This window comes from Legionella spiritensis (assembly GCF_900186965.1).
GTDB lineage: Bacteria > Pseudomonadota > Gammaproteobacteria > Legionellales > Legionellaceae > Legionella_C > Legionella_C spiritensis.
In genome coordinates, this window is the sequence record NZ_LT906457.1 from 3,039,893 (window position 1) to 3,061,323 (window position 21,431).

Genomic DNA, 21,431 nt, shown 5'->3' on the forward strand with positions numbered 1-21,431 from the left:
GTTGCCGGCTCAAGACCCGCTCATTGACAAGGCTTGCTCAACATCCACCGCAACCACACGCGAAACGCCGGGTTCACGCATCGTTACCCCGATTAAATGATCCGCCAACTCCATGGTCACCTTATTATGCGTGATAAACAGGAATTGTACAAATTGTGACATTTCCTTGACCAACGTACAAAACCGTCCGATATTAACGTCATCCAGTGGCGCATCCACTTCATCCAGCATACAAAATGGCGAAGGATTAAGCTGAAAAATAGCAAAAACCAGCGCCACTGCCGTCATCGCCTTTTCGCCGCCGGAAAGCAGATGGATAGTGCTGTTGCGTTTTCCAGGCGGCTGAGCCATAACCTGCACTCCGGCTTCCAATAGGTTATCACAAGTTAGCTCCAGCATGGCATGCCCCCCGCCAAAAAGGCGTGGAAAAAGAGCTTGAAACGCGGCATTCACTTCGTCAAAGGTGGTTTGAAAACGTTGACGGGTCTCCTTGTCCATCTTCTCAATAGCGGCATCGAGAGTTGCCAGGGCGTCCTGTAAATCCTGGTATTGCTCATCCAGATGTTTTTTCCGCTGCGATTCCGTCTCAAATTCCTCTATAGCTGCCAGATTAATTGCCCCCAAACGGTTTATTTTATTGACCAGATCAATCAGACATTGTTCGCGAGATTCGACTGTGGCGTCAGCAGGGATATTACGCAGCGCCTCGCTCAGGGTGAAACCCTGTTCGGCGAGTGACTCCAGCAAACCTGTGGCGCGGACACTCAAGGCTTGCTCGTCCATTTGAGCTTGCAAGCTAATCTCCTGAATGTCTTTGGCTCGTTTTTCTTCCGTTTTTATATGTTCTGACAATTCATCCAGAGTCCTGGTCAGCGATTGCAATTGCTCACGGGCTTCGATCAGCCTGTTTTCCAGTTCATGATGCTGTCTTATTTTTTCCGATAACACAGCCTGTTGTTGATTGTCAGGGTTATCCGAACCATGCAGATGGCTCAAAACCGACTCCAGCCGTTCCTGCAAAATTCGTAACCGTTCCTGCTCCCGTTCAATATCATTGCGCAACTGGCCGACCTTTACCCATTCTCTTTCCGCCTTTAATTCAGTCTGATGAAGTTGGGTTCGCACGTCCTCCACAGCCCGCCTACCTTGCCTGAGTGTTTCCTGGGACGCGATATTATCCGGTGTCAATTGCTGTAAAAGCTCTTCAAAATGCTCACAGGATTGACGGGCGGACAGCCACAAATCATCCGCCTTGACCTGCTCTTGTGTTATTGTTTCCAGAGTTTCCAGCAACGTGTCGTATTCCTCGTCCAGACGAAGAATGTTCTGCCGGGTCTGCTCCAGCATACGTTCACAGGCATTTTTTTCTGCGATGGCCGCATGCAACGCCTCCCGATTCTCCGAGAGACGTTGCCGCAGACAGACAATATTCCTTTCATGCTCGCTTATTTGCACATGTTTGTTGTCGCGTGCCGTCTTCCATTGCTCCAGCAGTTTTTCGGATTGTTCTATCTGTTGTTGTACCTCAATCAATTCCTGTCGGCGCGCGAGCAATCCTTTTTCATCCGGTTCCCGCGGCCTTGGGATTTGCAGCCAGTTCCGTCCGAACCAGTACCCTTCCGGAGTGACGATGGACTCCTCTTCCTCAATATCCGGCAACCACAAGATAGCTTCCTCAAGGGTTTCCGCCGTGTAGATCCTGTCAAAGCGATACGCGAAATTCGGCCGTGGGCCTTTGATTTTGTCAGCCAGACATGATCTGGAGGCAGGCATGGACGGCTTATCGGTTTTGGGGGTGACAAACAGACGGCTTCGGACTGATTCAATCGGGAGCCTGGTCAGCACATCAGAAATGGATTCCACCACGATGGCCTGTAACCCATCGTCCACAATCATTTCGCAAGCCGTCTGCCATGCCTCCTCGACGGTTAAAATGTCCAGTAACCGGGCATGATCCGGCCAAAGTTCGGAAGGTTCGATTGCCGGATCCGATGAGCGTCCGGTCGCCGTGTGCAACATAGCGGCCAGGGTTGCCTGGCGTGTATTGAGCTGATAAGCGTTATCCTGTTCCTGTCGGATACTCTTTTCAATGGCTTGTAACTCATCGGCCAGCACCTCGCCTTGCGCATTTTGTCCCTTATGCTCGCCATTATCGCTTTCCACCATCACTTGTAACTCTGTAATTCGGGTCTGGTAACGCTGCCAATCATCCTGCAACGGTAAAATATCCAGTTGCCGCCGCTCGGTATCAATGATCTGCAGACGAGTCTGAATTTCCTGACGTCGTTGCAGGCAATGGGATCGGCTCAACTCCGCCATGCGCGTGTCGCTTTCGGCCCTGGCCAGTTCCGCCTGTACGCGCTCAATATCCGCCTGCCGGGCTAAATGCCGTTGCTGTTCCTGTTCAAACCAGGCTTCCTTGCCAGCCAGATCGGTTCGCAATGAAGCGATCTCGGTTTTCAGACGGCCATGTTCCGCCTCGCTCTCCTGCAAAACCACCTGATTCTGCGTCACCTGATCGAGGAGCGATCCCCAATCCTGCTGCAACTGCTGTTTTTCCGCTTCCAGCCGCTTCTTTTCCCGTTGCTGTTGTTGCACACTTTCTTCAAGACGAGCTATCTCGGTGGCCAGTTGATAAAACTCCGTCTGCACGGTTTGTACCCGATCGTCACACTCGTGTCGTTGCTCACGAAGGGTGGTGCTTTGCTGATAAAGTTGCGCGGCATTCGCCTGATGGGTCTCAAACGTTAATTGATGTTGCCGGATGGCATGCTCAAGACTCGTTTTCCTTTCCGATAAATTCTGCCATTTTAACGCCAGAATTTCAGCCCTGGTGGTCCGCTCTTCATTTTTGAGCGTTTGATAACGCTCGGCGGCTTTGGCTTGCCGTTCCAGACGTTGCAGTTGTTTGTCAAGTTCCTCGCGAATATCGGCCACCCGTGTCAGGTTATCGCGGGTATGATTGATTCTCAGTACGGTTTCTCTTCGTCTTTCCTTGTATTTGGAAACCCCGGCCGCCTCTTCCAGATAGGCTCTTAACTCCTCAGGCCGAGCCTCGATCAAACGCGATATGGTACCCTGGCCGATGATGGAATACCCTCGCGCCCCCGCCCCGGTTCCCAGAAAAATATCAGTAATATCCCGGCGGCGGCAACGGGTGCCGTTGAGAAAATAGGCGGAGTCGCCATCCCGGGTCACCACACGCTTTACCGAGATTTCCTGATAACCGGCGTATTGTCCTATCAGACGCCCCAGACTATTGTCAAAGAGCAGTTCAACGGATGCCTGACCAACCCCTTTACGATGCGATGAACCACTGAAAATAACATCGGTCATGGACTCGCCGCGTAAATTTTTCGCGGAACTCTCCCCCATGACCCACCGCACCGCATCGATAATATTGGATTTGCCGCAACCGTTTGGCCCGACCACCGCTACAAGCTGGCTCGGGAAAGGTATGACCGTAGGATCGACAAACGACTTAAAGCCAGCCAGTTTTAACTGTTTCAGATGCATTGGAACAAAAACCTGTAGACGTGGGTTTCATTATAGCCTTGAAAGACGAATCCTGAGAAGTGGCGATGACAGGGCGTGACTATCCGGCGCTGTTATTTTATATCTTCACAGAATCATTCAGCTCCAAACCGTGTGCCTCCAATTCTGTACTAATATCATTAAGTCCTTTTATCAGGATTTGATCGGCTTTTTCCGTTTCCCAGAAACGCACATCAAATCCAGCCGAAGACGTGCGGTCAAGCGAGTTGAGTCCGACCACACGTAATTTGCTCTTGCTCTCAGGCAAGAGTTTTTTGCCCCCAAGACTTGGTCTGACAAATCCCAGATACACCGTTTCCATCCGACTGGAAGTGCGCCTGTCTGCTGTATCGGAAGAACCTTCGGATTCGGAACTCCTCTCACCGTCACTCAGGGATTGCGCCGGATCCGATGATATTTCCGGGCCGTGTTCACTGAGAAATAACTCGATATCTTTCACGTCTTCTTTGATATGAATATTAAATTCCAGATTGCCGACGTAAAGCTGAATGATATCATCCAGACCAAATTCTTTTTTTTGTTCGATCGCAAAGACCTGTCCCAATCTTTCATCCGGGTGACCTTCTTTTTGAGCCACCAGAAGGCTGGTAAAATCCAGAGATTTCATATTCAATCGCTTGCAAAGCCTCATTGTAAAATGCGTGTGTAATTTGGCGTGCGAGTCGGGATAACGGGCGTCGTTATTAAACCCGTAGTTCATGTTGGATTGCCAGGGTATACGATCAAAAAAACCACAAAGCGATCGGATTTTACCGGAAGTCACCGGATATATGGTTGCCTTACCCTTGTAATCACCGGCCAGACGAGCAATAGACGGCGGTGACTGATCATCACAAGTCACATAGGGCGAGGGTATTTCCGGCGAGTCGCCATCCCTTTCCTCATTGGTAAAAAACAAATTGCCTGCGGGCCCCTTCAGGCGTGCAAAACTAATCGTATTCATCAGGGATTCATCCCCGGAGCTGTCGGGATTCATAGTGAAATGAATCACATCCACCTTGCCTGTTTTAGGATAAGAAATCTCGATGTGCACCTCGACTACCGCATTTTCGTCATTCAACGTCGTCAGAATGAACGCTCGTGTCTGATTCATGTTTCCGAATAACAAGGGAATCCTGCGTGAATCATCATCGTCCTCAATATCCCCCTGCAGACTGTCCAGTAGTGGAATTCCGCTAAATTTAGCCCGGTATTGCGCGGTACCGTCTTTTTCTCTTGGTAGCTCGGTGATGATAACCTCACCGTTTTCGGTGCGGGTATACTTTCTTTGGACGCGGGCACACTTACCCTTCGTCAAAACCAGCTTGCCGTCCTTGCGCGCCACTTGATACGTGTTTTTTTGCCCTTTTTGCCTGATGGCATGCAAAACAGGAGACTCTTCCACAACACGCCCTCTGCTTGAGGACACAGACGACTCTTCAGACGAACTCCCGTGGCTTGCAGGATAATCCGACATTTCGGACGAATTACCGTGGCCGGTTTGTGACGATAAAGACGGAATTGATTCCGGCATAAATACTCCTTGTTCATTTCAAATATCGCAGGATGAGTATCATTTATCACGACACACCGCCGCCAGGACAAAACTACTCTTTTATTTTCAGCAACAGTTTTTCAATTAAATTCAGGCTGGCCAGGTAATTCTCTTTCAACTCATCATAGGATTGGACAAGCTCGCGCACTTTCTCCGGTGCGTCATCATCGGCACTATAATCCGCTAACACCGCTTCTCTCTGGCAGGTGCGTAACGCCGCCTCCAGATCGTGTAACGCAGCCTGTTGCCGGACACGCTCCTTTTCCAGTAGCTTAAGGCGCTGTCTGGAACGCGAAACCGCTCTCCCCTTCCACAAGGCGGTGATCACCACGCCAAGAAACAAGGGAAAGCTCCATAAAGGCCAGGCCCGGTAAAAGAATAGATAGCCGTTTGCCGATTTTTGCATGGCCGTCCCTTTATGATCAAAGGTACCTAAAAAATGACGGAACAAATAATGCTCCCAAAAAGCAAATAGAACGGCTATTGTAATAACCAGAACAATCGGTTTCACATACGAGCTCCATCTTCGTGAGTCCTTGGTCATTTTCGGGTTTCCTGCCACTGTCAAATGATATGCCACTTGATAATCTAACCTAAAATACGTGAGAATAGAACATATCAGGTTCCGTGAACAAAAATTTCTCGACAAAAGAGCCGTAGCGCATAAAGAGGCCTGCGGCCGTGTTGCGGGTTTCATGGTTCAATATTGTGCCAGGAAAACAGGTGGGCGCCTAAGTGAATGTTATCCCGCATTACAGCGAAGCCTTCATGACGGCTACAAAAACCTATATGTTGTAGAACAATAGGTGCCTTGTTTTGACGAGATAATAAATTTTGTTCACAAAAGCCAGGGCGCGTGTTCATTTCATTTTTTGCAGCCGATAAATGATAAGTGCACCGAGCCTAGAGACAACCCGACCTGGAAATTTTTAGATGGGATACCAGATACCGCAACCTTGGAGTTAGGATGACCCGGGACATAGAACTTAGTACTACCATGCAAGCCGTAGCAGAAAAAAGTCTGAAATTGCTGCGTGATTTCGAGCATCAACCCGCTCAATTACATGATCTGGTCAAGCAATTCACTGATTTGACCAATGATTTTCTGACCATGGTTATTATTATTCTTAAAAATCCGGATGAAGTATGGAAAATGCAGGTTGCTTACTGGAAAGACGCCATGGGGCTGGCGCAGGAACAACTTGGCCTGTGGCTGGAGGGCAAATCCAAACCAATTAGCGATAAACGTTTCAGTGGCGAGGAATGGGTTAATAATCCGTTTTTCAATCTGCTTGGGCAACATTATTTGCTGGCAAGTGAGCATATGAATTCATTACTGGAACATATCGATTACGGTGATAAAAAGCTCGCTCGCCGCATACAGTTTTTTGCCAGACAATACCTCGATGCCCTGTCCCCCGCCAATTTCCTGCATACCAACCCCCAATTGATGGCCGAAACCATACAAAGCCATGGTTCGAATTTATTGAAAGGACTGGAAAATCTGTTGACGGATATGGAAGCCGGGACATCGCGGCTGATTATCAAAATGACCGACACCGACGCATTTAAAATCGGTCAAAACCTCGCTATAACACCCGGTAAGGTTATCTTTCGCAACGACATGATGGAGCTCATTCAATACACGCCCCAAACCGGGAAGGTCAAAGCGGTTCCCCTGCTGATTATCCCGCCATGGATAAACAAATATTACATCCTGGACTTAAGCCCAAAGAATTCTTTTGTCCGCTGGCTGGTGGAGCAGGGCATCACCGTTTTCATGATTTCATGGGTCAATCCCGACGCCAGTTATGCGAACAAAGGTCTTTATGATTATCTTAAGGACGGTCCTATGACCGCTATAGAAATCATTCAAAAACAACTCCAGGTCAAAAAAGTCAACGCCCTTGGCTTTTGTATAGGAGGAACATTACTCAGCTGCCTGTTGGCGTATTATAAAGCGCTAGGGGAAACCCCGGTGAACAGCGCGACGTTTCTGGCTTCCATGATTGATTTCAGCGATCCGGGTGATATTTCGGTTTTTATAGACGAGCATCAGATTGCTCATCTGGAAGAAAAAATGAACCAGAAAGGCTATCTGGAAGGCCGTTTTATGGCCAATACCTTTAACTCTCTTCGGGCCAACGATTTGATCTGGTCTTTCTTTATTAAAAATTACCTGCAAGGAAAAAACCCGGTTCCCTACGATATCCTTTTCTGGAATGCCGACGCCACCAATATGCCGGCCAAAATGCACTCCTCCTACCTGCGCTGGATGTATTTGCATAATTATCTCATTCAACCCAATAAAATCTTGCTTAACAAAGTACCGTTGGACGTCACTCAAATCGATATCCCGACGTTCTTTTTATCGACCATTAAAGATCATATCGCCCCATGGAAAACCACCTACAAGGGGTTTCAACTCATGAAAGGTAAAAAACAATTCCTGTTGGGGGGCTCAGGACATATTGCCGGTATTGTAAATCCGCCCACGAGTGAAAAATACGGTTATTATCGTAATCCCAACACGGCTGGAACAGCGGAAGAGTGGTTTCATCACGCCATACATCTTGCCGGTTCCTGGTGGCCGGAATGGCTGAAATGGCTGAAAAAGGAATCCGGACGATTGATTAATGCTCCTGATATTGCCCACCTGCCCTTACAAGGCATCATGAATGCTCCCGGCAGTTACGTACTGAAATCAGGCGAGGAAAACTCTCGGCAAGAAACGTCCGTCTCTAAAGAATTGTCCTACTGAATACCAAACCAGCCGCCGGTATCACCGCCGGCCCAACAGGCATCAGGACGACACGCGGGTATTTTATCCGCGCAAAGATTCTTGAATTTTTTCATACCACTGATATCTCGCCACTGATATCCCGTCGGATGGCAGTTGCGGGCGATATATTCTCCGGGCACTCGTATTTGTCCCATAACACTGATTGATTCCGATACTTTATAAATACCAGGATTATGTGAGTAACAAGCGAGATAACATCCGGGCGAGCCGGTGTAACTGTTATCCGTCGGCAACAGTTTTTTTTCAGCGCCAGGCGCCGGATGATTAATAACGCCGGAATTTTCAATCACATAAACCGGGAAAGGAGAAGGCAATAGCTTATCATTGTATTTTGATTGAAACGAAAGCGGCTCCACTGCCAATGAACAGGGGACAACAAGGCTCATCAAACCTATTACCGTCATAGTCTTCATGATTTTTTCCATAATAATGTGGTTTGTACATTATAGTATCAATGCAACAATATGGTTTAATTTTAAACAATTATGCCCGTATTTCGCAAAAAACCTGCAAATCATGGTATGATTGCATTGGCCGAGTCCAGTCGCGGCAACGCGGCTCGACAATCTGTCCGCTTTCAACAGGTAACACGCATGAAAAAGCCACCAATAATTGTAGGGATCAGCGGAGCCTCCGGGATCGTATATGGGATCCGGCTCTTGCAGTTATTGAAAAAAACAAACGTCGAAACCCATCTGATTGTCACCAAGGCGGCTCACCAGACCCGAACCTACGAGAGCGATCTGTCAGCCTCCGATCTTACCGAATTAGCCGACTATCATTACAATGTCCACGACATTGCCGCCAGATTATGCAGCGGTTCTTTTAAAACCATGGGGATGATTATTGCGCCTTGCTCCATGAAAACACTGGCAGAGATCGCAACAGGATGCACAGGCAATTTATTAACCCGATCTGCTGATGTGGTACTGAAAGAACGACGCAAACTAGTGCTGATGATCCGGGAATCACCCTTGCACCTGGGACATATTCGCAACATGGCGCAAGTAACGGAAATGGGGGGCATTATTGCGCCCCCCATGCCAGCTTTTTACAATCAACCGGTGACTATTGACGACATCGTCAATCACAGTGTAGGCAGAGTCCTTGATCTTTTTGATTTTGATCTGGACATTGTGCGACGCTGGCGTGACACTTGATTCAGAACAATCATCCATTAAGGTACAGAGATGTGGCTTGTATTCGCTTTGCTGGCAGCCCTTTTATGGGGTTTTAACTACGCTCTGGCCGAGCGGATCCTGAAAGATATCTCGGTTTTTACGCTTTTAGCCATGGAAATGGCGTTGGGTGCTGTCGTCTTTACCATTCTCGCCTGTTTCACGTCATTAAAAGACGATGTTCATATCATGTATACCAAACCTGCGCTAGGGTGGATTATACTGGCTGAAGTCATTGTGGTAACTCTGGCCAGTTATTTTATAGTGCTCTCTATTCGAGCCAAAAACGCGACCGCTGCCGGTATCGTTGAATTAATTTATCCGTTATTTACCATTTTCTTCACCTGGCTATTATTTCGCGAAAACCATGTTAATTCCTCAGTGATTATAGGAGGAACCTTTATTTTTATCGGTGTTTTGGTTCTGGGGAGATAAGATCAGGATCTGCTGATATTTCGTGTTACTGATTTTGTACTGACATTTTCAATACCTTTCTCCTACCGATAAAAAAAGCCGCTTAAAGCGGCTTTTTTGAGTATTGGAATAGAAATAAATTATTTCTTATCCGTCGCAGAACTCGCTTTTGTTTTGACTTCCTGAGCAAAGGAAAGTAAGGCTTTTTCAATAATTTGCAAGGATTTTTGCATATAATCCAAAGCCTTGTGACCATTCTCAACAGCCAGATTGATTTGTTTTTCGAACAGTTCTTCCGGTTTTTTAAGTTTAGTCAATTCCTCAGGTTTGAGGTAAGTCAGCCCTTGTATGGTTTTAACATTAAGTTCTGTAAGCTCCTGGATAGGCTCTTGTAATTTTTTAGCCATGTCACTCCAGTTTTCAAAATAGTTTTGATTATAATGCTGGCTCATATCGTTCTCCCGAATTTGTTGCAATGCACAATAATAGAATAGTACGTTATAGCATGAATTGTCAAGTATAAATCCTGTTTTTTTTGCAATGCAGCATATTTTTTTTATGGTTTAAACAAACCTTGCCATTGTTTGACGATCTGTTGCATCTGTTGACTCCATGCGTCATTGGCTTGCTTGAACTCATTTAAATAGGGATTAACCTGAAGCGATTTTTCCATGGTTACAAAAAACTGCTCCAGCATTTGTTTAAACGATTGGCTCATGGGATGGTGAGCCAGAATGATTAACTGGCGTAACATTTCGGATGATAGAAATTGTGATGCCCCGCTTTCCATTTCTACAAAAATCTGTAATAAAGTGGCGTTGGTTATATCATTATTGCTAACGGAATCCTCCACACGAAACGCAGTGCCGTCAAGAACGTATCGTTGCAACTCCTCGACCGTAATATACTGACTTTTTTCAGTATCATAGAGACGGCGATTCTTGTATTTTTTAATCAGTATGGTCATATTGTTGGCCTGTACAATGTCTTGAAGTCCCACCATATATTCGGCGTAAGGTAATACCCTGTTTCCGTACAAACTATTGTCATTTTGGGCGAAACAACGATCTCGCCTATGAAACGTCCGGGTTTATTTGCTATTGAAGCATCCAACCATCGTAATTGGGTTGCCAATTTGGCAACCCAATTACGAAAAATGAACAAATCCAAACACCTTTTGCAATCTGCAACAGAAAAATACACCAACCCTGGTAACAGCCATATTTTTACATATATTGGCCGCCATTAATATCCAGATTCGCACCGGTAATAAAGCCGGACTCATCATCAGCGAGAAAAGCCACGGCGTCCGCGATTTCCTCAGGCCGTCCTAGCCGCCCAACCGGAATATTGGCAATAATGCCATTCAATACCTCTTCCCGCATACTGCTTAGCATGGGGGTGGCAATATAACCGGGCGAAATGGTGTTGACGGTAATTCCCTTGACGGCCACTTCCTGCGCCAGACTTTTGGTAAATCCGAAAAGTGCCGATTTACTGGCCGCGTAATTGCACTGACCGAACTGCCCTTTACGCCCATTGATAGATGAAATTGAAATAATACGTCCATAACCCTTATCCAGCATCGCTGGCAATACGTTGCGGGTCATATTAAAAACACTGGTTAAATTAGCATCAATCACGTCCTGCCACTGTTGCGAAGTCATTTTTTTCAGGCTGGAATCAGCAGTAATTCCGGCATTGTTGACCAGCACATCAATATGCCCGTACCGCTCACTGATCAGCGAAGCCAGTTTCTCACAATCCGCAAATATGGACGTATCGGCATAGACAATATCTATATCATAACCCGCTTCACGCTGGCTTGCCTGCCATCGCGCCGCTTCTTCATGACGTCCATGTTTGAAATAACAGGCAACCACCTGATAATCTTTGGCAAGACGTTGACAAATTGCCGTACCAATTCCTCCCGTACCACCGGTTACCACAGCTGTCCTCTTATCCATAACAACTCCCTTTTCATGTTGTGACTGGTTATAACCAGGGGGTGTCCATTCGTATTTTTATCTGCAAATCGCTCAATATCGCTTCAAAAAACAAATCGCCGACACCTCCTACTTCAAAACAAAACACTATGAAAGTCAACGAACAACGGCTTTGGCTTCCATCATTGAGACAATCCCTGAACTCAATGGTACCCTTCGCCCGTTTTGCCCCGAAACACATGATAGGCATACAGCGTATAGGTAAATAATACCGGCAACAGAATCACCACACCAACCAGAATAAAAAGCAGGGTGGAATCCGGAGCGGCGGCTTCCCATAGCGTGACCTGGTGTGGAATCAGATAAGGATACACACTGATCGCAATCCCGGCGTACGCACACAGAAAAATGACAATACTAAAAATAAACGGTTTGACTTCATGCCCCTGCGACAGATTTTTCCAGGCCAGATAAATCATCAAGGCTGTGACCGCGGGCAACGGGCTTAATAATAAAATATTAGGGAAACTGTACCAGCGATTAAAAATCTCCTCATTGTGCAACGGTGTCCATATGCTGACAAAAACCAGAAAAAAACTCACTATAACCAGCAAGCCTTTTGCATAACCAATCATTCGACGCTGCAACTTTCCCTCACTCTTGATGATAAGCCAGGTCGCTCCCAGCAATCCATAGCCACAAACCAGGGCAATTCCGGTCAAAAGGCTGAAAGGGGTCAGCCAATCGGTATCATTAATAGTTAACGCCGCTTCGTTAATGGGAAATCCCTGCACAAAACTACCTAACACAACCCCCTGAAAAAAAGCGGCAGCGATGGAACTGATGGAGAAAGACCAATTCCAGACAGGCTTTGATTTTTCGGCCTTGAAGCGAAACTCAAAGCTGACTCCCCTGAAAATCAAGGCAATCAACATAAGCATCAGCGGCATGTATAAAATGGGCAACAATAAACCATAAACCATGGGGAACGCGCCGTAGAGCATGGCCCCGCCAAAAACAAGCCAGGTTTCATTGCCATCCCATACCGGCGCTATCGAATTCATCATATCATCCCGTTCCCGTTCGCTTTGGGAAAATGGAAACAGGATACCGATACCAAGATCAAAACCATCCAGAATGACATACATAATGACAATAAAAGCTAAAATACAGGCAAAAATGAAAGGAAGCATTAGTGATTCTCCCTTTTGTTGTCCGTCATATACTGAAATGCGTGATGCTCCGTGTCATCACGGTGAAGCACCTGCGGCCCCTGACGAATCAGTTTCATCAGATAATAAAGATAAAAACTGAAGACCACCCCGTAAGCGAGAACCAGCAAGGTCATGGAAATAATCACTTCCTCCATGCCTATGGCTGAAACGGCATGGCTTGTTCTCATCAAGCCATAGACAACCCATGGCTGACGCCCCATTTCCGCAGTTATCCAGCCGGCAATACTGGCAACAAAACCGAGAGGCGCCATCAACAGACACCACTGATGAAACCATTTTGCGCGATACAACGTCTTTCTTGCCCGTAAATACAACCCTGTCAGCGCCGTTGCCAACATCAGCATCCCAATACCAACCATAATTCTGAATGAGAAAAATACCGGGGCGACAGGGGGCTGATCGGAAGGTGCAACCGATTTTAAACCGACTAATTCGCCATCCAGACTGTGGGTATTGATTAAACTGGCCAGTTTGGGGATCGCAACCGCATATTCATTACGCTGTTGTTGTTGGGATGGCCAGGCAAAAAGCAAAAGCGGCGCTCCTTTTTGAGTCTCCCATACACCTTCCATCGCGGCTGTTTTAAGCGGTTGATATTTATGGACTTCCAGTCCAACCGTATCCCCTACAAAAATCTGGACAGGAACTAAAATCAACGCCGACCACATGGCGAACGACAGGCATGTTCTGGCGACGTTGACGAATTTATTCCTCAACAGGTAATAGCAAGACACGGCGGCAATGACAAAACTGGTCGTCACATAAGAAGCCAGAAGCATATGCAGCACTCTTGGAATAAATGAAGGATTGAATACGACATGCCACCAGCTCTGTACCAGATAATTGCCGTTGACTATTTCATAGCCGTCTGGCGTTTGCATCCACGAATTAGCGGACAGGATCCAGAATGCGGAAATGGTTGTTCCGACGGCGACAAACAGGGTGGCGAGAAAATGAATGATCGGAGACACCCGGTTCCATCCGAACAACATCACTCCCAGAAAGCCGGCTTCCAGAAAAAACGCGCTTAAGGTTTCATAAGCAAACAAGGCGCCGAGTATATTTCCGAATACGCGGATAAAGGGTCCGAAGTTGGTGCCTATCTGATAAGCCATGACTATGCCGGAAACGACACCCATTCCGAAGGTAAGAGCAAATATTTTAGTCCATAACTTACAGATTTTCAGATAAAGAGGGTTGTTTGTTTTTAACCAGACAGCCTCCATTATAACCAAAAAAACAGCCAACCCGAGATTCAAGGTGGGAAAAAGGATATGAAAGCCTATGCTAAATCCAAATTGTGTGCGCGATAAAATCTCTACAATCATTAATTACTCCGGAGTTTTAATACAAACGAATAATTAACTTACGGCCGGGACAATCCCATAACACATCTATTTTGTACAGATTGTTATAAAAGCCTGAAATGAGGGAACTCATTTCGGGATTTTATCTGAATACACCAAAAATCTTGGGCATTGGAACAACAGTATATCAGCTATTTCTGAATTTTTTTAGGTTCTGTGCACTTATCTCATCCAACCTGCAAAAATTGAGCGAATCACGTAACTTTTGCAAAAGAACCGTAGCTTGTAAGAAGGCCTGCGGCCATATTGCGGTTAACATGGCATCACGGGAAGGAAAATGTGAATAATAATTTGGGCGGGACACATATGAAGCGCGGCATCAATAATATTACGGCGGCGTTGGTGCAACCCCTTCGTTTAACACAAACCGCTATAAAAAGAACATAAGGCTGTCGATCATCACGTTTTCGCTCTAAAAAACGAATGATCAACAGGCCTTTGTTGCATTAAACTTTCACCGGCTTCGGAACAAACCCTTTCACTTGTTGCGCAAATTGCTTCAACACATCAAGGCCGGATTCTTCCGCCTGCTTGCACCAATTCTGCAGGGCTTCAACCAGTTCTTTCTGCGAGGTTGCCGTTTTTAGCCAGATGTTTTGCAAGGACTGGCGATAATGATAGACCACCCTTAATTTCTCCCGACTGGCCAGCAAGGCGTGCAGCCTGCTTTTGGCGCGCGGCGACAACAGGTTCTCCTGAAGCCGCAATAAACGCCCGGCACGCTGGAATAATTTTTTGTCGGCACTGGTCTCAATCGCTGTTTGTTTTTCAATTTTGAGGATGGGTCTCACCACTCGTTTGTAATAATAGGACATCACCTGAAAACGATTGCTCACCACCGCTCTTACCGTATCCAGATCCACATGCAGCTTGCCTTCTTCCATAGCCAGTCTGGGCGGCAGTTTTTTTACCTTGGCCAGCCCCAGAAAAGAAAGGCAGCGGATGTAAAACCACCCCAAATCGAACTCCCACCATTTAACCGAGAATTTTGCCGAGGAGGCAAACGTGTGGTGGTTGTTATGCAATTCTTCTCCGCCGATCCAGAATCCCCAGGGAATGATATTGGTTGCCGCATCGGGACATTCAAAATTACGATATCCCCAATGATGGCCTATGCCGTTAACAACGCCTGCGGCATGAACCGGTATCCACATCATTTGTATCGCCCAAATGGTTATGCCGGGAATGCCAAACAGAACCAGATCCGCCAGGAACATGAGCAAAATACCTCTGGCACTGAATCGGCTGTAAAGATTGCGCTCAATCCAGTCGGTGGGCGTTCCGTGCGAGTATTTTTCAATCATCTCCCGATCCCCGGCCGCCGCTTTGTATAATTCGGCGCCTTGCCAGAATACTTTTTTCAGGCCAAGAACCTTGGGACTATGAGGATCACCTTCCACATCCGTGGTTGCATGGTGTTTACGATGAATAGCGACCCATTGCGCCGTCACCATGCCTGTTGTCAACCACAGCCAGAAACGAAAAAAATGACTGATCACAGGATGCAGGGTCAAAGCCCGATGCGTCTGATTACGATGCAGATAAATAGTAACGGCGGCAATGGTTATCTGTGTCAAAACAAGTGTGGCCAGTACGTAGCCCCAGAATGAGAGATTCAAGACTCCATAAAGCATTTGGTTGATCTCCGAAAATTATGTATTGCCAGTTTACCCAACCCATGATTAAACTGAAAGTCCTTATGATAAAACAAATAAAAATTAATCAAAAAATCAAATTATAATACATTGATTGGTGATAATACTTATACCTATTTAATTAATAATAACACAAATCAGGCAGGCTGTATTGATTTGAAACGAATGGTGGCCGATACTTTGAGATAAGAGCATGGGCTTTTGAAGCGAAAATTGCGATAATTTAACGCAAATTGTAACGTGAACGGGGCGAATAGCCGATCCTATTGAAACATTAGCAGGGTTTCCTCATGAATGATAACTTAAAAAAGATGTTTGAAAATTTAATTCCCTTCCTATTGCTTGGTATCGCCGTAGCCTTACTGGTAGGGCTGTTTATCATGTTTTCCTACGTATTGATATGGGGCATTATAATTGGTGGAATACTCTGGGCGGTTTCAATTGTGAAAGAATATGTCTTTCCTTCTAAAAGTAAAAAAAATACCCAGGGACGAGTCATTGAGCACGAAGACAACGACTGATGCCGGAATTGCCAGAAGTAGAAACAACCGCACAGGGAATTCGTCCACATATTCTCCATCAGACCATCAGCGAGATTATTGTCAGGGAACCCCGTTTACGCCGACCTGTCCCGAAATCATTGCACGAGAACGGTTGCGGGCAAACCATCAAAGACGTCACCCGGCGAGCAAAATATATCATCCTCCATCTTACGAAAGGTTACCTGTTGATTCATTTAGGCATGACGGGACATTTTCGGCTATTCAATACAGGCTCCATGACTCCGGGGAAACACGACCATATCGATTTATGCCTGCAAAACAATCTGACTTTGCGGTATAACGATCCGCGCCGCTTCGGATTGTGGCTTGCCACGGACACCGAACCGTCCAGACACCCCTTACTTGCCGCATTAGGACCTGAACCACTAACCGATGATTTCAATCCGGCTTATCTGTATGCCAGGGCGCGGGGGAGAAAACAAAGCATCAAATCCTTTATTATGGATAATCGCATTGTTGTTGGTGTGGGGAATATCTATGCGTCGGAATGTCTGTTTCTGGCAGGCATCCACCCGCTTACAAGCGCCGGAGCATTAGATGAGAGACAAGCGGGGATACTGACGCACTACATCAAGGAAACCCTGCAGCGCGCGATTCAGGCAGGAGGAACCACATTAAAGGATTTTTACGCATCCGACGGCAAACCTGGCTATTTTGCCCTCGAACTGCAAGTCTACGGCCGAAAAAATCAACCTTGTTTTTCATGCGGAAACCTTATTGCCGCAGAGACCATTGCCGGGAGAACATCCTCCTTCTGCCCACACTGTCAACCACGCGCGCGTTAGCCGGCATTATTTCTCACCTCAGGCTTCATTTGCTCTGGGCAAGAACTTTTCCATGCAGTATCATCCCCGGATTCCGTAAAAAATTTTGTGCGCGGAATCCGGGATCCCCTCCGGTCATAACAGGCTCATTAGGCTGTGTCTGCAAATACGGCTATATTTAACTGATAAGAAACACCGCCGGGGATAAACAGTGACAGACAAACGATTCCTTTATTTAAACAAGAGCAGACATGAAAATCAGTAAGCTACGCACTCTCTGGATCATCGCACTTTCCGTAATGTACACCGGAATAACTTGCGGCAAAGCGGTGCTGATGCGTATGACGGGACGAATAAATCGAGCCTGGGTTGACATCACTATTCACAAATGGGTGAAACATCTGCTCAATCTAGTCCATGTCCAGTGCAAGGTCGTCAATCCGCACGGTGTTGAACCGCAACCCGGGCGAGCTTATATTATCATGTGCAATCATAGCAGCCTTTATGACATTCCAATAAGTTTCAAGGCATTTCCCAATCATTCCATTCGCATGCTGGCCAAGAAAGAATTATCAACCATTCCCATTATGGGCAAGGGTATGACGGCGGCGGAATTTCCTTTCGTAGACAGAAAAAACAGAAACCAGGCGATCAAGGATCTGGAAGTGGCACGCCGCTTGATGGAAAGCGGCATCGTCATGTGGATAGCACCGGAAGGAACACGATCGAAGGACGGGAAACTCGCCTCTTTCAAAAAAGGCGCCTTTGTCACCGCCATTGAAGCGAAAGCAACCATCATACCTATGGGGATAGTCGGAGCCTATGATATTTTGCCGGCCCGTACCCTGCAATTTAACATTAATCAAACGGCGGAAATCCATATCGGCGAAGCCGTAGACGCGTCACAATATACCCTGGACAACAAGGATGAACTCGTGGAACGGGTTTATCAAACCATCAAGGCCCTCGTTTCGGAAAAAAAGGAAAGCGGAACCCAGGCTCTGTGAACCAATTTTTTCCGCTCGAAAACAAAGCAACTATTGTTGCACAACAAATAATAATGTCTTGTAGCCCGTCATGAAGGCGAAGCCGTAATGCGGGAAAACGTTCATAAGTGGCACATCAAACCCGCAATACGGCCGTAGGCCTCCTTACGGGCTACTGTTTTTTCGCAAAAAATGGTGCGAAGAAAATTTTGGTTCACAGAGCCTAGGCAATGCCATTTGAATCTACATAAATCATTCGGCGTCCCGGGCATTATCAATATCGAACACCGTAATTACCTTCGTTTTTCGTTACCGCCGTGGCCCGTCCGATGTGGCGAGGATCGGACGCTGCGGTAATGATATTACTCCATTTATCCCAGGTAATAGCCTGCATATCACCAAAATATTGCTTCAAGGCCATTAAATGGTAGCCCATGTCCTGTAGTTTCCCCTGCAGTTTTGGAGAAAATGTTTCCGGCTCGAATTGCAATACATCCGGTAAATACTGATGATGAAAACGCATGCGTGAGACCATGCTTATAGCACCTTTATAATCTGAAAAAACCAGACTGGCCAATAAAACCATGGTTGGGATCCGGCTTCCTCCGGGTGTGCCGAGAATGGCAACTCGCCCGGGCATTTCAAGAAACGTCGGTGTCATGCTCGACAAAGGGCGTTTTCCGGGTTCAATGGCGTTCGCGTCACTGCCTACGATTCCAAAAACGTTGCTTTCTCCGGTCTTAATGGCAAAATCGTCCATTTCATCATTCAACAAAACCCCTGTTCCTTCTGCCACAACGCTTGAACCAAAAATAAAATTGATACTCAGTGTTGCAGCCACCCGATTCCCTTGTGCATCCAGTATGGAAATATGGGTGGTGTGCGAATCATCGTTTACCGGATTTTTTCCCTGAAAACTTGTACTGGGTGTTGCCTTGTCCGGTGAGATAAAGGCGCGCAACTTCGCGGCATATCCAGCGGAAATTAACCGCTCTACCGGCAATTTGACAAAATCAGGATCGGCGAGTATTTCCATTCGTTGCCAATAGGCCAGACGCATGGCCTCCACCACGTAATGAATCCGCATCACTTCCGAAAATGTCTGCAACGGATAATTAGCCAGGATGTTTAACATGATTAATAACGATACGCCGCCGGCTGAAGGAGGGGGCGTGGTAACAATCAACATATTATGGAAAGCGCCCACCAAAGGTTCACGAACCTTAACCTGATAACGGGCCAAATCGTCCATAATCCAGATCCCCCCGGCCTCCTGAACGCCCTTTACCAGTCGTTTAGCCACTTCCCCGCGGTAAAAACCGGCGTGCCCTTTTTCGGCTAAACTCCGCAAGGTTTTCGCCAAATCAGGCTGTAATAACCATTCACCCCTTTGATACGGATTTCCATTGTGAAGAAAAATTTTTACAGTCGCAGGAAAACGTCGTAATTGTTGTAAACGATCATCCATTGTTGAGAAATAATAAAACTGCTGATCAATCGGAAAACCGTTTTCCGCCAAACGGATCGCCGGCGCGAGAGATTTCGCCAAAGGAAGGCGGCCATAATGTTCCGCGATATAAGCCAATGCCGCTGGTTCGCCCGGTATTGCTGCGGCAAGACCACCATTGAGAGACAGGCCAGGTACTGGCTTGCCATCCTTGTCCAGATACATATCCTTTCGGGCACGCAACGGGGCAACTTCCCGCCCGTCAATCACGATATTTTTTTTATCTTTTGCCCTGTGCAACAACCAGAATCCGCCGCCTCCCAGACCGGAATGGTAGGGTTCGACAACCGCCAGCGCCGCACTAACCGCAACGACGGCATCAAACGCGTTGCCGCCGGCGGCCAGAATTTCAAGGCCGGCGTCGGTTGCCAGAGGATGGGCACTGGCAACCGCATACCCGGGAGGATATTCATGGATAGTTCCCGGCTGGCTGGCCACTGCACAACCAAACATCAGTCCCGTTAAAATGAATAACCATCGCCTCGTCATGTACGCTCTTTCATGTCCTGTAATGCCTTGACCACCCCGGCAGGCACAAACTGTGACACATCGCCGCCAAGACCGGCAATTTCCCGCACCAGACTTGAAGAAATAAACATCAAATGTTCGGATGGTGTAAGAAAGATGGTTTCTATATCCTGCGACAATTTACGATTCATACCGGCCAGTTGAAATTCGTACTCGAAATCATTCACGGCCCGTAAACCCCGGAGAATTATTTTAGCGTGTTGTTCCTGGACAAAATCTATCAGGAGGTTTTGAAAACCGAGAACACGGACACCGTTGACATCCGCAAGCGCATCGCGGATTAACCTGATTCGCGTTTCCAAGGGAAGAAACGGTCGTTTTGCGGCATTGCTTGCCACTGCCACCACAATATCAGGAAAAATGGTTGCAGCCCGTTTAATGATATCCACATGGCCATTGGTCACGGGGTCAAATGTACCTGGATAAATAACTCGGTGCTCCATACGATCAGCCATTGATTGCATCATCCTGAAGTCTAGCGTATTGTGATTAAAAAAACTATCATTCTATATTGCATATGGATATGGGAAATCGCGATGAATACCTGTAAACGTTTATCTATCCTCTTACTCACTCTTCTGACAGCCTGCGCACCGCCAAGACCCGCCGAAGAAGTCGCGCAACCGGAAGTCTTGCCCCTGACCGAACGTACCGAGCGAACCACGGTCATTTCTTCCTGGGAAATCTCGGGCGCCATGGCGGCTCGAAATAAAAACAAGGCATGGACCGCTTCCATAAACTGGTTGCAGCGTGGTGCGAACAATTATCAAATCCGCCTCTTTGGCCCGCTGGGCAGCGGTACGGTCATGATTGACAAAAAGGGCAGCGTTGTCACTTATCGTGATGGTCCAAAAACCGTGACCTCAAACAACCCTGATCAATTGTTGCAGGAACAAACCGGAATACGATTACCTGTTAACAATCTCTATTATTGGGTAAGGGGACTGCCGGCACCCGGCAAAGTCCAGTCGGTAAAACATGATCGTTATAATCATCTGATTTTATTACGACAAGACGGCTATACCATAGAGTATCCCGGCTACACATCCGTCAAGAACACGGACTTGCCCAGCCGCATCAAATTACAGGGCAAAGGCGTATTTATTAAAATGGTCATCAAGAAGTGGAGCGTTTAATAACATCTCGTGAAACAACAGGCCTGTAAAATAAATTTTACAGGCCATCGTTGACATTGTATAAATTTCTCTGCAAAATACGCAGCACATTGCAGCGAGAACTGCAGTTACGACAGGGATGATTTAAGAATCTACAGCTTATTTGGGGTGTCGCCAAGTGGTAAGGCACAGGGTTTTGATCCCTGCATACCTAGGTTCGAATCCTAGCACCCCAGCCATTTTCTTGTTGATTCAAGTAAACAGACGGCAGAAGATACCCG

19 protein-coding genes and 1 tRNA gene are annotated in these 21,431 nt (G+C 46.9%); 8 read left to right on the top strand and 12 right to left on the bottom strand.

Features of this window, described 5'->3' with window-relative positions; genetic code table 11:
- Positions 1-9: 9 nt before the first annotated feature.
- The 3 genes from smc to CKW05_RS13900 form a co-directional block, all read right to left on the bottom strand.
- Positions 10-3,516: a chromosome segregation protein SMC gene (gene smc / locus CKW05_RS13890; protein WP_058482759.1), complete on the bottom strand. Its 3,507-nt coding sequence runs from the start codon at positions 3,514-3,516 to the stop codon at positions 10-12.
- 97 nt (positions 3,517-3,613) lie between these two features.
- Positions 3,614-5,068, bottom strand: coding sequence for a hypothetical protein (locus CKW05_RS13895; RefSeq protein ID WP_058482760.1), 1,455 nt, complete (start codon positions 5,066-5,068; stop codon positions 3,614-3,616).
- A gap of 73 nt (positions 5,069-5,141) precedes the next feature.
- A complete protein-coding gene (locus tag CKW05_RS13900) occupies positions 5,142-5,600 on the bottom strand; it encodes a hypothetical protein (RefSeq protein ID WP_126339076.1) in 459 nt (152 codons plus the stop codon).
- A 456-nt stretch (positions 5,601-6,056) separates the two neighbouring features.
- Between CKW05_RS13900 and CKW05_RS13905 the strand changes: the two genes are divergently transcribed.
- Positions 6,057-7,850 carry a PHA/PHB synthase family protein gene (locus CKW05_RS13905; RefSeq protein ID WP_058482762.1) on the top strand — a complete coding sequence of 598 codons (1,794 nt, stop codon included), beginning with the start codon at positions 6,057-6,059 and terminating at the stop codon, positions 7,848-7,850.
- Here CKW05_RS13905 and CKW05_RS13910 read toward each other — a convergent pair.
- Positions 7,844-8,278, bottom strand: a complete 435-nt coding sequence (locus CKW05_RS13910; RefSeq protein WP_408607013.1) for a hypothetical protein — start codon at positions 8,276-8,278, stop codon at positions 7,844-7,846. The genes CKW05_RS13905 and CKW05_RS13910 overlap by 7 nt on opposite strands.
- 207 nt (positions 8,279-8,485) lie before the next feature.
- Between CKW05_RS13910 and CKW05_RS13915 the strand changes: the two genes are divergently transcribed.
- A complete protein-coding gene (locus CKW05_RS13915; protein ID WP_058482995.1) occupies positions 8,486-9,052 on the top strand; it encodes a UbiX family flavin prenyltransferase in 567 nt (188 codons plus the stop codon).
- A 30-nt stretch (positions 9,053-9,082) separates the two neighbouring features.
- Complete coding sequence (locus CKW05_RS13920; protein WP_058482764.1) at positions 9,083-9,505, top strand: EamA family transporter; 423 nt, start codon at positions 9,083-9,085, stop codon at positions 9,503-9,505.
- 119 nt (positions 9,506-9,624) lie between these two features.
- On the opposite strand, the gene CKW05_RS13925 is transcribed toward CKW05_RS13920, so the two are convergent.
- The 6 genes from CKW05_RS13925 to CKW05_RS13950 all read right to left on the bottom strand — a co-directional run bounded on the left by CKW05_RS13925 (position 9,625) and on the right by CKW05_RS13950 (position 15,666).
- On the bottom strand, positions 9,625-9,891 hold the full coding sequence (locus tag CKW05_RS13925) for a phasin family protein (RefSeq protein ID WP_231950621.1): 267 nt from the start codon (positions 9,889-9,891) through the stop codon (positions 9,625-9,627).
- A gap of 149 nt (positions 9,892-10,040) precedes the next feature.
- Complete coding sequence (locus tag CKW05_RS13930) at positions 10,041-10,451, bottom strand: polyhydroxyalkanoate synthesis regulator DNA-binding domain-containing protein (protein ID WP_058482996.1); 411 nt, start codon at positions 10,449-10,451, stop codon at positions 10,041-10,043.
- Between the two features lie 259 nt (positions 10,452-10,710).
- Positions 10,711-11,451 carry an acetoacetyl-CoA reductase gene (gene phbB, locus CKW05_RS13935; protein WP_058482766.1) on the bottom strand — a complete coding sequence of 247 codons (741 nt, stop codon included), beginning with the start codon at positions 11,449-11,451 and terminating at the stop codon, positions 10,711-10,713.
- A gap of 182 nt (positions 11,452-11,633) precedes the next feature.
- Positions 11,634-12,623: a cytochrome d ubiquinol oxidase subunit II gene (gene cydB / locus CKW05_RS13940; RefSeq protein ID WP_058482767.1), complete on the bottom strand. Its 990-nt coding sequence runs from the start codon at positions 12,621-12,623 to the stop codon at positions 11,634-11,636.
- A complete protein-coding gene (locus CKW05_RS13945; RefSeq protein ID WP_058482768.1) occupies positions 12,623-13,993 on the bottom strand; it encodes a cytochrome ubiquinol oxidase subunit I in 1,371 nt (456 codons plus the stop codon). The genes cydB and CKW05_RS13945 overlap by 1 nt, the downstream gene beginning before the upstream one ends.
- 485 nt (positions 13,994-14,478) lie before the next feature.
- Positions 14,479-15,666 (bottom strand): DesA family fatty acid desaturase, encoded by a 1,188-nt coding sequence (locus CKW05_RS13950; protein WP_058482769.1) that lies wholly within the window; start codon positions 15,664-15,666, stop codon positions 14,479-14,481.
- Between the two features lie 311 nt (positions 15,667-15,977).
- Between CKW05_RS13950 and CKW05_RS13955 the strand changes: the two genes are divergently transcribed.
- The 3 genes from CKW05_RS13955 (at position 15,978) to CKW05_RS13965 (ending at position 18,021) form a co-directional block, all read left to right on the top strand.
- Complete coding sequence (locus CKW05_RS13955; RefSeq protein WP_058482770.1) at positions 15,978-16,208, top strand: hypothetical protein; 231 nt, start codon at positions 15,978-15,980, stop codon at positions 16,206-16,208.
- Positions 16,208-17,035: a bifunctional DNA-formamidopyrimidine glycosylase/DNA-(apurinic or apyrimidinic site) lyase gene (gene mutM / locus CKW05_RS13960; protein ID WP_058482771.1), complete on the top strand. Its 828-nt coding sequence runs from the start codon at positions 16,208-16,210 to the stop codon at positions 17,033-17,035. The genes CKW05_RS13955 and mutM overlap by 1 nt, the downstream gene beginning before the upstream one ends.
- Positions 17,036-17,265: 230 nt before the next feature.
- The gene (locus CKW05_RS13965) at positions 17,266-18,021 is read left to right on the top strand and encodes a lysophospholipid acyltransferase family protein (protein ID WP_058482772.1); all 756 of its coding nucleotides are present in this window, start codon (positions 17,266-17,268) and stop codon (positions 18,019-18,021) included.
- Positions 18,022-18,274: 253 nt separating this feature from the next.
- Here CKW05_RS13965 and ggt read toward each other — a convergent pair whose 3' ends face one another.
- Both ggt and coaD read right to left on the bottom strand, forming a co-directional pair.
- Positions 18,275-19,960, bottom strand: coding sequence for a gamma-glutamyltransferase (gene ggt, locus CKW05_RS13970; protein WP_058482997.1), 1,686 nt, complete (start codon positions 19,958-19,960; stop codon positions 18,275-18,277).
- 32 nt (positions 19,961-19,992) lie between these two features.
- Entirely contained in the window at positions 19,993-20,478 is a 486-nt protein-coding gene (coaD, locus tag CKW05_RS13975) for a pantetheine-phosphate adenylyltransferase (RefSeq protein WP_408607014.1), read from the bottom strand.
- Positions 20,479-20,571: 93 nt separating this feature from the next.
- On the opposite strand from coaD, the gene lolB reads away from it, so the two are divergent.
- Positions 20,572-21,171: a lipoprotein insertase outer membrane protein LolB gene (lolB, locus tag CKW05_RS13980; RefSeq protein WP_058482774.1), complete on the top strand. Its 600-nt coding sequence runs from the start codon at positions 20,572-20,574 to the stop codon at positions 21,169-21,171.
- 143 nt (positions 21,172-21,314) lie between these two features.
- Positions 21,315-21,389: transfer RNA gene (locus CKW05_RS13985), tRNA-Gln, on the top strand.
- The last annotated feature ends 42 nt before the right edge of the window (positions 21,390-21,431 follow it).